We start from the raw sequence: 10,316 nt of genomic DNA on the forward strand, positions 1-10,316 counted from the left end.
TGTATCTCGCGGCCGCCCGCCTGAAGCCGGCCTGAGACATCGCAGCGCACTGATCACCGCGAGGGGCAAGCCGCCTCCGCCTTATTGTTGGTGCCAGTGGAACACAGAGCCGCCGATCCGTGTTATGTCCTGTTGATCACAGGATCGTGCGCGGGGGCCGCGCCAATGTGCTTCCAGACACCAGAAAGCGAGATGCGACATGGCTGACGACAAATCCAAGACCAAACAGGACCGCAAGCTGGTTTCGAGCGAGGAGCCTTATGAGGTTGCCGCCTTCGCCAAGAAATACGGCCTTCCGCCCAGCGAAGCGCAGACCATCATCAAGCGCTATGGCCCATCGAGAAAGAAACTCGACGCCTACATGGCCGCGCGCGGCTGACAGCTCGCGGCCGAAAGCGCCGAAAACATTTTTCCTGCCCCGCGTTGAGGACCACGCCGAGGGCGGGCCTCGGCGCAACCGGGACCAGGGAGGGGTGCGACCATGTCCGACACCATGCGCAGGACCGGCGGCTGCCTTTGCGGCGGCGTGACGTTTTCTGTCAGCGGTGAGCCGCTCAGGGTCGGCCTCTGCCATTGCAAGGATTGCCGCAAGGCCGGCGGCTCCGTCTTCTCCGCCTTTGCCGTCTGGCCGCGCCAGGCTTTCGAGATGACAGGCATTGTCAGCAGCTACGGCACGCGCAGCTTTTGCCCGACCTGCGGCGGCCGCATCGCCTGGGTGGACGACAAGGAGGCCGAGGTGATGATCGGCAGCCTCGACATCGCGCCGAGCGACCTTGCGCCCGAATATGAATTGTGGATCGGCCGGCGCGAAACCTGGCTGCATGCCCTGCCCGGCACCAGACAGTTTTCACATGACCGCGAGACGGCAGGGGATGACGCGGCGCAAGCGCCGCAAGCCGCCGTTACGCGCGATTGAAATTTGGGTCCCCGAGCCGGGAACCGAGCCCCTCGACTGACGTTACCAGACGCTTCGCAGTGCATGGAGACGTTAGCGTGAACGACAAGATGTTCCCTCGGCCGATCAGGCTGAAGTTCGCTCCGGAACGAGAGCGCATCGTGCGCAGTGCCTGGGAAGGCTTGGAATGTCTGGGCGACTGGCCGGCGGGCCAGGGCAGAAGCTATCGTGCGGCGCTGCGCAGCTGCCGCGACGCGCTGGATGGCTGGACGCCGCCGGCAAAGGCGATGCGCGCGATGATCGACGCCGCACGCGAAGCCCATTTCCTCCAGTAGCCGGATCAAAGCAATGGCTGAATTGAGGCTCACGGCGCCGATCCGGATCAAGCCGGCCGGGGCGGACACCATCCGCGATGTCGCCACCCTGCGCGACGCCAGCGAAATCCTGATCGACTGGCCGCAGGGAAGGCGCGGACCGTTCTACCAGGCCGCGCGCGAACAGGTGGAGGCGGCGCTGGATGGCAAGATCTCGGCCGCCCAGGCACAGGAAGCGTTTGCCGCCCTGTGCGATCATGCGGGCGTCCTGGTCCGCTAATTCTCAGAAATAAAAACCGGGCGGGGTCGCAGACCTCGCCCGTTTTCGTTCGAAGCGCCTATGATCAGGGCGCTGAAATCTCGCCCTGCACGATGGGGCGCGACGATTCAAATCCGAAGCTTTTCGGCGCCATCAGCATCAAGGCAATGACGATCGCGATCGAGGCAACAAAAGTGGCGGTGCTGGCGATGTCTCTCACGGTCCTGTCCTTTCGAAATCGGTTTTGACAAAAACGTTTCGCCAGGTGCCAGGTTCCCCCGCCGGGCGGCGCAATCACCGAATATTAACTTATTGCGCCGGAGGCTGCTGCGGCACCTCGCCCGGCTTGATCACCGGGGTGTTGCCTGCGTCGGGAGCCGGCGCCGTCATGTCGTGATCGCCGGTCGCCGGCGGCTTGAGCACGCTGCCGCAATCTCCCAGCGTCTGGCTCAGATTGCCGCCTGTCGCCGGCTTCTGCTGGCCGTCACTGTCGGTCTTCGCCTGGCAATTGCCGCTTTGCGCCGGGGGCGGCTGGGTGTCGCCCGGCTGCGTCTGCGCCATGGCCGGCGTCGCCGCCAGCAGCAGGACGCTGGAGAAAATGATGCGCGTGTTCATCGGCTTTCCTTTCGTTTGTCCCGGTCTCAAGCCAAGTTGATAGTCGCGTTGAGCAACGAGCCTTATCGGGATATGCGTCTTGGAAGGCACAACGCCTGTCGGCGCGAAAGGTTGGCGATTTGTCTGTCGGCGACGCTAGTCCGCCGGGGACTGATCATTTTCCGATCCGGCGCCCTTGTCCCGGCCTTGGGTGGCAAGTCCGCGCCTTGGCTGGAGCCGATGCAGAAGCCCGGCGACGATCAGCACGATCAGCGTGCCGAAGCCGGCGACTTGCCAGAGGCCCAATCCGCAGGCGACGCCGATGGCGCCGGCCAGCCACATGCCGGCCCCGGTCGTCAGCCCATGCACCTCGCCGCGCGCAAACATGATCGAGCCGGCGGCGAGGAAGGCAACGCCGGCGGTCACCGCCTCGACCACCCGGATCGGGTCGACATTGACCGATTCTCCGGCAAACATCGGTGCGTGGATGATCTCGATCGTCAGGATGCCGAAGGTGGCCGCGGCGACGCAGACCAGGATATGCGTCCGCAGCCCTGCCGGCCTGTCGCGCCATTCACGCTCGAACCCGATGACCGCGCCAAAAATTGTCGCCAGCAGCAGCCGCGCCGCGATCACCGGAAACGACGTGTATGTCGGGTGGCCGAATTCCTCGACGAGTTGTTCCATATGTCCCTCCAAAAATCAGGACTGTCACAACGTGGCCGCAAGGCAGCGGTTCCTGGAAGGCAGCCGCGACGCGGCGAGCACCGGCAGGACCTGCCCGGCACGGGAAATGCCGCCCGCCGGAGGCGTCAAGGATTGAACGCCCGATTGATGTCGGCCACCGGCATCTCGGCGCCGATCTGCGGAACGATGATCGATTCGAGCGGCGCCGTCAGCGCCCAGCGCACATGGCCGGGCCCGCGCTCCATGATGGCGGCGCCGTTCAGCGATTGCGGCGCGACCCGTTGCAGGACGACGGTGCCGAACCCCTTGCGCGCGCTGTCCTCGGGGCTTTCCTCGGTCTGGACCGGCGAGGTCTCGTCCCAGACGAGATGAAGTTCCCGCTGGCCCGAAGCGCCCGGGATGATCTGCCAGGTGATCTCGATGCGCCCGTCCTCGCCGCCCAGCGCGCCATATTTGGACGAGTTCGTCCCCAGTTCATGAAATGCCATGCCCAGATTATGCACCGCGTTCGGCTGCAGGGTCAGCAGCGGTCCGGAGAGCGAAACCTGCTCCTCGTGGCCGAACGACTTCAACTGCTCCTGGATCAGGTCGAAGAGGCTGGCTCCCGCCCATTCCGAATTCACCAGCAGGTCGTGCGACCGCGACAGTGCCATGATGCGGGAGCGGACAAGCCCCTCGAACTCGCGCGGATCGGTCGAGCGTTTGCTCGTCTCCCTGATCATCGACAGGATCACCGCGAACTGGTTCTTGACGCGATGGTTCACCTCGCGCAGCAAGAGCCTGATCCGGCGCTCGCTCTCCTTGGTCGAGGTGATGTCGCGCGCGATCTTCGAAGCACCGATGATCTCGCCCGCCCTGTTCCGGATCGGCGAGACGGTCAGCGACACGGCGATGAGCCCGCCATCCTTGCGGCGCCGGACGGTTTCATAGCTGGCCACGACTTCACCTTTGCGAACCCGGCCGATGATGTCGGCCTCCTCGTCCCGGAGGTGATCGGGAATGAGCATCAGCACGGACTGGCCAACCGCTTCCTCGGAGGTGTGCCCGAACATCTGTTCGGCCGCGCCATTCCAGCTGGTGATGATGCTGTTGAGGTCCTTGCTGATGATGGCGTCGAAGGACGAATCGACAATGGCCGCAAGCCTGGTCTCGGCGGTGATCTCTGTCGAGCCGTCGTTGCCCGCGACTTTAGTCATTGCCCCAGCTTTCCCCGGATCTCGAACGACCCTCTCAGCTCGTACCGCCCCGCCCCAACCGTCAGCCTCGGCATGACGGATTTGCGCCCACGTCCAGCAATGCCCGATGGGCCATTTGGTTGCAAGCCGCCCGGTATTCAACCGCGCCCCGCCGGCCCATGGGAGGCTTGCTTGGCATCCTCGGCTCCGTCATTGCTAAACGGCTGGAAGCGCCACGGCGCCTATGATGCGGAAATCCCTGTCGAACTCGAACAGGCTGCACTCAGGTCCGGAGCCTCGAACGCCAGACTGTCGACGGGGGCCCGTCGCGGGCAGTCCTCGTAGCCATGGTCACGGCCACCGCACGAAGAGCAGCACATGGCTCGCCTCGGTTCGATTCCTGGCCACGATCGCATGGGTTCGTATGTCTTGCTGCTGTCCATGTCCAGGAATGCGCGACCCGACATTTGGTTGCGCCGTGCAATCCCTTACAGGCAGGCGCGGAACCGCTGGACAGGATGCGAGTTTTGGCTGCACACACCCTTCGGGTGAACCAAGCCTCGAGGTCCCACATGCCCCTTCGCCAAATCGTGTTGATGACAGCAGCCGTTCTGCTTGTCGCGACCGGCGTCGCCGACGCCCGCCCCGACACCCGGACGATGAGCTGCGAACAGCTTCGAGACCTGATCCAGAGCCACCGCGCCGTGGTGCTGACCACCGGCCCGAACACCTATGACCGGTATGTCCGGCAGTTCGGCAACGAATGCGACTGGCCGGAAGTGCCGATGTCGGCCTATGTGCCGACCCGCGACGGCCGCTGTCCGGTCTATCGTTGCGAAGAACCCGTCAACAACTTCCCCAACTGACTGCCACCCAACGAGGCCCTCTTTATGAGGACCCGCGTTGATCCCGTCGCGCGAACCAGCTAGGGGTGTTGCGTCTGGCAAGCATTCCCGCTTCGTCTAATGGTAGGACAGCGCCCTTTGAAGGCGTGAATCGAGGTTCGAGCCCTTGAGCGGGAACCAGCCCTGGAGCTGGCTTGGCCAGGACGCCGGCATCACACCGACACGGCCTGAAACCATTTCCCGCAGCCTGCGTTGTCGAGCGTCAGACACAGGAGGCTACTTCATGACCGTCAGCTGCCGCATTTCCATCGACAACCGCCCGGAAGCGGCAGACGCGCTTTTCCAGGCGGTTCCCCGCATCGGCGAGAGTGTCTCCCTGTCCATCGACGGAAATACGCAGGATCTTCGGGTGTCGCGAGTGGTCCACGTCACCAACAGCTCGCCCGAGGGTGCGTCGATCATCGTCGAGGTGACGTCGAACATCCTCTAGAGCCAGTCTATCTCGAATTGGGGGCCGGCGGCCGCAATGGTGGCGGCGACCGATAAGATGCGCGTTATTCGTCGGCGTCGGCGGCCCCGTCACCGGGGGCGGTGGGCAGGACGCCGTAATCCTGCGACTTGATGCCGTGATCGGCCCGCAGGAACCCCTCCGAAGATAGACCGCGCCGCAGCAGCTCCCTGACTGCTGCGGACCGGCTGGGCATGCGGTTGTCGTAGCGCCAGTTCTCAAGCGCCGCCAGTTCGTCGGCGGTCAGCATGATCTGCAATCGTTCCGGACGCTCCAGTTCAGGCATGGCGCGCCTCCTCGCTCAAGGTCCAGAGAATTCGAGTGAGTATCTGGCTAACTCCGCCCACAGTTAGGATGAGCCGCATAAAACGTCAAGTGCCGCCAAAGCGGGGTTTGCGCATCACGCGCATCTTGCTGGCCAGACGCCTCTGCCTTATTTGGATAACTTTACTAACTTGTTGATTTGTATACGAAATTAATCCGAAGTTACTTGCCGGGGGTGCATGATCGGCGCATGGTTCAGCCTGGACAAAACCGTTCCCACAGGGAGGTTTCAGATGCGCTACAACTATTCCGCGACGTTGCGCGAGGATGTGAGTTCAGCGGTCAACGCGGCCTTCAAGTCGGCTGGCATCGTCAACATCGCTTTCGTGGCCGAGCAGGTCCGGCTCAGGAACCTGGCGGAGAATGTCGCCCTCGAAGACATCGAACATCTTGTCTTGCAGGCAGCGCAACTCCTTGGCGCGGCTATAGAATTCGACATGCTGCCAGACGGTCATGACGATCGGCACGGCAATGATGGGCGCTCGCCGTTTGAGCCGCCGTACTCGACTTCGATCCAATAGCCGTCCAACGGTTGATCCCTCGCGCATGGCGCTTGCAGCCGGGCACGGTGGCGTCTGGAACAAGTTTCGCCTTCGGAAATTATCCTGCCGCCTACCGAAGGAGGATGTTGTGAAAGAACTGCGCGGTCTTCTTGCCGAACTGTCTTCCAACTGGCTCATGCGCCGCAAGACGCAAGCGCCTCATAAAGCTGACACCGTGAAAGCCGCTTCCACCGTGAAGCAGCATACCGCCGAGCATAAGCCAAGGCCGCGTCCGGCGCATAAGCCGAAGCCGATCTCCACCCGGGACGTCGCCTCCAATATGTGACCGCCCGGCTTGCCGGTCTTTTGCCCGACCGTTGGATTGGGCCGGATCAAGCTTCCGACAGATGTACGGTTCTAGCTCGCGGCCGCCGCGGCTGAGACTTTGCGTGGCGCTGGCCGGAGCCGCCTCGCGCGGCGCTTGGCCAATTTCAGCACCACGGCCGGTTCTTGCGAGAGCGCGCCGATGACCGCGTCCACCATGCCGTGCGCGACGAAATCCGCGTTCATGTCCTCCGCCAGCTTGAGGGCGGCGTCCTTGTCGCCATTGCCGTCCTCCGACCAGAACACGATGCCCACCCGCAGTCCCGCCTTCGCCCGCTTCAGACGGCGAACCAGGAACCGGGCGTGCTTGACGGAATCGCGGTTCAGGAAGCCGACCACGACCGTGTCGATGCCGGCCAGGTCGAGATCGCGGACGCTTGATGGCTCCATCTCGGCGAAACCGGCTTTCGTCGCGGTCGCGCCCTGGACCTGCAGCACCTGCGCCAGCATCGCGGCGGCGGCGTCGTCGAGTTCCCCACGCCCCCCGGCGCAGAGCACCGACATGCCGGCACCGTCAGGCAGGTCCACCTGTTCCTCGGCAACGCCATCGCCATCCTCGTCGGTCTCGCCGGTCAGGACCGTATCATCCTCCTCGTCCGCCTCCTCCTTGGCGTCGTCGTCGAGATTGGCCACCAGCGTCAGCGCGCTGGCCGCCACCTGTCGCCTTTGCACGTCGCCCATGACGCCGCGCGCCCGGTCGCGCTCGCCCAGCAGCAGCGCGGGGATGGCCACCTTGTGATAGAATTCGACCAGGTATTTTTCTTCCAGGATCTCTTCGGCGTGGTCGGTCGCTTCCTCCGGGTCCCCCGCCAGCAGCCGCTGGTAGAGGCGCGCATGGGGTTCGAGCACGGGCTCGTTGCCGAACAGCACGTCGAGGAACTCGAACTGCGGCACATGCCTGCCCAGCACCACGAGGCAGACGGTGAGCGGCGTCGACAGGATCAGCCCGAGCGGCCCCCACAGCCACGTCCAGAAGATCGCCGCGACGATGATCGCCAGCGGCGACAGCCCGGTGCGCGAACCGTAGAGCCAGGGTTCGATGACATTGCCTGTGATCAGTTCCATCACCACGAACAGCGCCGCCGTCCACAGCAGCAGCGACCAACCCGGCGCCACGGCCAGGGCCAGGAACAGCGGCAACAGCATGCCGATGGCCGGACCGATATAGGGGACGAAACGCAGCGCCAGCGCCAGCAGGCCCCACAGCAGGGCATTGGGAATGCCGAGGATCCACAGTCCCGCAGCGATCGGGATCGCGTAGACGATGTTGACGACCAGTTGCATGAGCAGGTAGCGGCCGACGCGCTTGCCGGCATCGCGAAGCGCCTCGGTGGTGCGGTGCAGGTCGCCATAGCCGACAAGCCGGATGAAGCGGTCGCGCAAATCCTCCCGCTCGAGCAGCATGAAGATGACGACGACGATGATCAGTCCGGCCGATCCGAGCGGGCTGATCAGCGGGCCGACTATGTTCTGCAGGACTTCGAGCGGCTTTTCACGCGCGACGATCTCGACGGGCACCGGCTCGCGCGGCGGCTTGTCCGGCGTCGCGGCCGGCAGCGAAGCGTCCTGCCGGTCGATCTCCTGGCCGACACGCTCGATCACCGCGCTCAACCTCGAGACGATGCCGCCCCCGACGCCGGTTTCCTTGAGCGAGCGGATCTTGGTCAGGATGTTGGTCTGGTAGACCGGAATGTTCTGCGCCAGTTCGCTGACCTGCGTGGCGACGACGAAGCTGAACAGGGCGAGCGCCGCGAAAGCGCCCATCACGCTGGCGATGACGGCGGCAATCCGGGGGATACCGATGCGCTTGAGCCCCGAGACGAGCGGCGCCAGGGCGAATGTCAAAAGCAGCGCGATGGCGATCGGCAGGAAAACCTCGCGCCCGAAATACAGCGCCGCCACGGTCGTGACGATGGTTGCCACATTGGGCAAGGTCGTCCGCGGACGGGAGGCTGCGGACAGCATGTCCTCCAGCGCCGGCGCTGCCGTGCCGTTTCGAGTGTTGGCCGCCATGTGGTGTCTCCCCCTGCCAGGCGCCATGATCGGATATAGTGAGCCGGCGTGCATCCTATGCCGGCGACGAACCGCTGGCCACCATCAAGTCCAGGCGAGTGATTATGTTCCCTGGCCTCGCGTTCGATCAGCGCGCCGCGTGCCTGGCCAGCGCGTGCTCGATCAGCGCGTCGATGATCTGGCCATAGCCGATGCCGATCGCCGCCAGCGCCTTGGCATACATCGAGATGTCGGTGAAGCCGGGAATGGTGTTGACCTCGTTGACCAGCAGGCCGCCATCGGCGCGCAGGAAGAAGTCGACGCGCGCCATCGCCTCGCAGCCGAGCGCCTGGAAGGCTTGGCCCGCCATCTCCCTGGCTTTGTCGGCGATCGCGGCCGGAATGTCGGCCGGCACCTTGACCAGTGCCCCGTCGGCATCGAGATACTTTGCCTCGTAGGTATAGAAGCCATGCTTGCCGGCCGGGATGATCTCGCCCGGCAGCGACACGGTCAGCGTCCCGTCGGCGCGCTGCAGCACCGAGCACTCGATCTCGCGGCCCTCGACGAACTCCTCGATCAATGCCTTGCCGTCATAGCGGAACGCCGTGTCGACGGCCTGCTCGAAACCATCCCTGTCATTCACCTTGCTGACCCCGAAGGACGAGCCCTGGCGCGCCGGCTTGGCGAAGAAGGGCAGGCCGAGCGCGCCGGCGATCTCCTGGAAGGAGCCGGCCTCGCCCCTCAGCAAGGTGATGGAGCGGGCGACGGGAATCCCGGCCTCGCGCAGCAGGCGCTTGGCGACGTCCTTGTCCATGGCGGCGGCCGAGGCGAGGATGCCGCAGCCGACATAGGCGACGTCGGCAACCTCGGCGTACCCCTGCACCGAGCCGTCCTCGCCGAACGGGCCATGCAGCACCGGGAAAACGACATCGACCGGCGGCAGGTCAGGCTGGGCTCCGCCATTGGTGACCGCCACCAATCTGCCCTTGCCGCCGGGCAGCAGCGCGACCTCGATGCCATCCTCGGATACCGGAGCCCCTGCCCCGTCGCCGGCGGCCATGGGCGCTTCCTGCAGCAACCACCTGCCGGTTCGGGAAATCGCGATCGGCACGATGTCGTAGCGCGTCCGGTCGATCGCCTTCAGCACATTGGCCGCCGACAGGCGCGACACGTCATGCTCGGCCGAACGCCCGCCATAGAGAATGGCAACCCTGCTCTTCATTGAAACCCCTCGAAAATCAAATGGTGACGGCAATGCCGCGATTGGCAAAGAAACGATCGAAATCGGATGGCGCCAAGCTTGCGTTTGCCTGTGTGGCGCGGGTGTGGCCGGACGGGTTGTGGAAGCGGAAATCCTGCTGCGACGCTGACGTCACCAGCACCAGATGGCCGCCCTTCGAGGGCGGCTCGCGGTCCGGCCAGCGGATCCAGCTGCTGACCGAGGCGATGAAGAAGCGCGAGCCCGCCAGGATTACCGGTATCTCGGCCGTCGCGACATTGGTCATCACTTCTGCCCGCAGGCCGAAGGCCTCCCGCACGAAGCTGACGAAGGGCGCGTAGATGAGCCCCTTGATCGTGTCTTCATTGACGACGTAGCCGCCATATCCGGTGCACCGCCTGGCCAGTTCGATCGTCGGCACGATCTCGCCGCGCGTCGCCAGGATCATCTTCAGGCAGGCCATGCCGCAGATGTTGGCGGCCCAGAGCGCGTATTCGTCCAGCGTCCGGGCACCGGATCCCTGCCATAGCGGGTCCCGCCTCAGCGCTACCCCGGCGCCTTCAGCGAGCACGTCCATGGTCATGTCGGGCGTTTCCCACTGGCTGAAAAACGGCACCGCTTCTGGCAAGGGCTTCATC

Annotated in this window: 16 protein-coding genes and 1 tRNA gene; 9 read left to right on the top strand and 8 right to left on the bottom strand. The window is 64.6% G+C overall.

Annotated features, from left to right (window positions below; genetic code table 11):
* The first annotated feature begins 199 nt into the window (after positions 1-199).
* The 4 genes from WC739_RS13950 to WC739_RS13965 all read left to right on the top strand — a co-directional run bounded on the left by WC739_RS13950 (position 200) and on the right by WC739_RS13965 (position 1,489).
* Positions 200-379 (top strand): DUF3606 domain-containing protein, encoded by a 180-nt coding sequence (locus WC739_RS13950; protein ID WP_372953620.1) that lies wholly within the window; start codon positions 200-202, stop codon positions 377-379.
* Between the two features lie 102 nt (positions 380-481).
* Positions 482-916 carry a GFA family protein gene (locus tag WC739_RS13955; protein WP_372953621.1) on the top strand — a complete coding sequence of 145 codons (435 nt, stop codon included), beginning with the start codon at positions 482-484 and terminating at the stop codon, positions 914-916.
* A gap of 77 nt (positions 917-993) precedes the next feature.
* A complete protein-coding gene (locus WC739_RS13960; protein WP_372953622.1) occupies positions 994-1,230 on the top strand; it encodes a DUF982 domain-containing protein in 237 nt (78 codons plus the stop codon).
* Positions 1,231-1,243: 13 nt separating this feature from the next.
* Positions 1,244-1,489, top strand: coding sequence for a DUF982 domain-containing protein (locus WC739_RS13965; RefSeq protein ID WP_372953623.1), 246 nt, complete (start codon positions 1,244-1,246; stop codon positions 1,487-1,489).
* A 64-nt stretch (positions 1,490-1,553) separates the two neighbouring features.
* Here the strand turns inward: WC739_RS13965 and WC739_RS13970 are convergent, their stop codons facing one another.
* From WC739_RS13970 to WC739_RS13985, 4 genes are all read right to left on the bottom strand, one after another.
* Positions 1,554-1,688: a hypothetical protein gene (locus WC739_RS13970; RefSeq protein ID WP_372953624.1), complete on the bottom strand. Its 135-nt coding sequence runs from the start codon at positions 1,686-1,688 to the stop codon at positions 1,554-1,556.
* Between the two features lie 89 nt (positions 1,689-1,777).
* A complete protein-coding gene (locus WC739_RS13975) occupies positions 1,778-2,083 on the bottom strand; it encodes a hypothetical protein (protein WP_372953625.1) in 306 nt (101 codons plus the stop codon).
* Between the two features lie 135 nt (positions 2,084-2,218).
* The gene (locus WC739_RS13980; protein ID WP_372953626.1) at positions 2,219-2,749 is read right to left on the bottom strand and encodes an MgtC/SapB family protein; all 531 of its coding nucleotides are present in this window, start codon (positions 2,747-2,749) and stop codon (positions 2,219-2,221) included.
* A 125-nt stretch (positions 2,750-2,874) separates the two neighbouring features.
* Positions 2,875-3,945, bottom strand: a complete 1,071-nt coding sequence (locus tag WC739_RS13985; protein ID WP_372953627.1) for a sensor histidine kinase — start codon at positions 3,943-3,945, stop codon at positions 2,875-2,877.
* A gap of 551 nt (positions 3,946-4,496) precedes the next feature.
* Between WC739_RS13985 and WC739_RS13990 the strand changes: the two genes are divergently transcribed.
* From WC739_RS13990 to WC739_RS14000, 3 genes are all read left to right on the top strand, one after another.
* Positions 4,497-4,790 (top strand): hypothetical protein, encoded by a 294-nt coding sequence (locus WC739_RS13990; protein ID WP_372953628.1) that lies wholly within the window; start codon positions 4,497-4,499, stop codon positions 4,788-4,790.
* 85 nt (positions 4,791-4,875) lie between these two features.
* Positions 4,876-4,949: transfer RNA gene (locus tag WC739_RS13995), tRNA-Gln, on the top strand.
* A 103-nt stretch (positions 4,950-5,052) separates the two neighbouring features.
* Entirely contained in the window at positions 5,053-5,259 is a 207-nt protein-coding gene (locus tag WC739_RS14000; RefSeq protein ID WP_372953629.1) for a hypothetical protein, read from the top strand.
* A gap of 64 nt (positions 5,260-5,323) precedes the next feature.
* On the opposite strand, the gene WC739_RS14005 is transcribed toward WC739_RS14000, so the two are convergent.
* On the bottom strand, positions 5,324-5,563 hold the full coding sequence (locus WC739_RS14005) for a hypothetical protein (protein ID WP_372953630.1): 240 nt from the start codon (positions 5,561-5,563) through the stop codon (positions 5,324-5,326).
* A 217-nt stretch (positions 5,564-5,780) separates the two neighbouring features.
* Between WC739_RS14005 and WC739_RS14010 the strand changes: the two genes are divergently transcribed.
* Complete coding sequence (locus tag WC739_RS14010) at positions 5,781-6,122, top strand: hypothetical protein (RefSeq protein ID WP_372953631.1); 342 nt, start codon at positions 5,781-5,783, stop codon at positions 6,120-6,122.
* Positions 6,123-6,147: 25 nt separating this feature from the next.
* Positions 6,148-6,429 (top strand): hypothetical protein, encoded by a 282-nt coding sequence (locus WC739_RS14015; RefSeq protein WP_372953632.1) that lies wholly within the window; start codon positions 6,148-6,150, stop codon positions 6,427-6,429.
* Positions 6,430-6,500: 71 nt separating this feature from the next.
* Here the strand turns inward: WC739_RS14015 and WC739_RS14020 are convergent, their stop codons facing one another.
* From WC739_RS14020 to WC739_RS14030, 3 genes are all read right to left on the bottom strand, one after another.
* The gene (locus tag WC739_RS14020; RefSeq protein ID WP_372953633.1) at positions 6,501-8,480 is read right to left on the bottom strand and encodes an AI-2E family transporter; all 1,980 of its coding nucleotides are present in this window, start codon (positions 8,478-8,480) and stop codon (positions 6,501-6,503) included.
* A 127-nt stretch (positions 8,481-8,607) separates the two neighbouring features.
* Positions 8,608-9,681: a D-alanine--D-alanine ligase family protein gene (locus WC739_RS14025; protein WP_372953634.1), complete on the bottom strand. Its 1,074-nt coding sequence runs from the start codon at positions 9,679-9,681 to the stop codon at positions 8,608-8,610.
* A 16-nt stretch (positions 9,682-9,697) separates the two neighbouring features.
* Positions 9,698-10,315 carry a C39 family peptidase gene (locus tag WC739_RS14030; protein WP_372953635.1) on the bottom strand — a complete coding sequence of 206 codons (618 nt, stop codon included), beginning with the start codon at positions 10,313-10,315 and terminating at the stop codon, positions 9,698-9,700.
* Position 10,316 lies beyond the last annotated feature (1 nt).

Source organism: Mesorhizobium sp. (assembly GCF_041661565.1).
Lineage (GTDB): Bacteria > Pseudomonadota > Alphaproteobacteria > Rhizobiales > Rhizobiaceae > Mesorhizobium.

What these genes read in the sequence shown, in the direction of transcription:
- WC739_RS13950 (WP_372953620.1), top strand. Translation starts at nt 200, where the DNA reads ATGGCTGACGACAAATCCAAGACCAAACAGGACCGCAAGCTGGTTTCG.
- WC739_RS13955 (WP_372953621.1), top strand. Translation starts at nt 482, where the DNA reads ATGTCCGACACCATGCGCAGGACCGGCGGCTGCCTTTGCGGCGGCGTG.
- WC739_RS13965 (WP_372953623.1), top strand. Translation starts at nt 1,244, where the DNA reads ATGGCTGAATTGAGGCTCACGGCGCCGATCCGGATCAAGCCGGCCGGG.
- WC739_RS13975 (WP_372953625.1), bottom strand. Translation starts at nt 2,083, where the DNA reads ATGAACACGCGCATCATTTTCTCCAGCGTCCTGCTGCTGGCGGCGACG.
- WC739_RS13980 (WP_372953626.1), bottom strand. Translation starts at nt 2,749, where the DNA reads ATGGAACAACTCGTCGAGGAATTCGGCCACCCGACATACACGTCGTTT.
- WC739_RS13985 (WP_372953627.1), bottom strand. Translation starts at nt 3,945, where the DNA reads ATGACTAAAGTCGCGGGCAACGACGGCTCGACAGAGATCACCGCCGAG.
- WC739_RS13990 (WP_372953628.1), top strand. Translation starts at nt 4,497, where the DNA reads ATGCCCCTTCGCCAAATCGTGTTGATGACAGCAGCCGTTCTGCTTGTC.
- WC739_RS14000 (WP_372953629.1), top strand. Translation starts at nt 5,053, where the DNA reads ATGACCGTCAGCTGCCGCATTTCCATCGACAACCGCCCGGAAGCGGCA.
- WC739_RS14005 (WP_372953630.1), bottom strand. Translation starts at nt 5,563, where the DNA reads ATGCCTGAACTGGAGCGTCCGGAACGATTGCAGATCATGCTGACCGCC.
- WC739_RS14010 (WP_372953631.1), top strand. Translation starts at nt 5,781, where the DNA reads ATGATCGGCGCATGGTTCAGCCTGGACAAAACCGTTCCCACAGGGAGG.
- WC739_RS14015 (WP_372953632.1), top strand. Translation starts at nt 6,148, where the DNA reads ATGGCGCTTGCAGCCGGGCACGGTGGCGTCTGGAACAAGTTTCGCCTT.
- WC739_RS14020 (WP_372953633.1), bottom strand. Translation starts at nt 8,480, where the DNA reads ATGGCGGCCAACACTCGAAACGGCACGGCAGCGCCGGCGCTGGAGGAC.
- WC739_RS14025 (WP_372953634.1), bottom strand. Translation starts at nt 9,681, where the DNA reads ATGAAGAGCAGGGTTGCCATTCTCTATGGCGGGCGTTCGGCCGAGCAT.
- WC739_RS14030 (WP_372953635.1), bottom strand. Translation starts at nt 10,315, where the DNA reads ATGAAGCCCTTGCCAGAAGCGGTGCCGTTTTTCAGCCAGTGGGAAACG.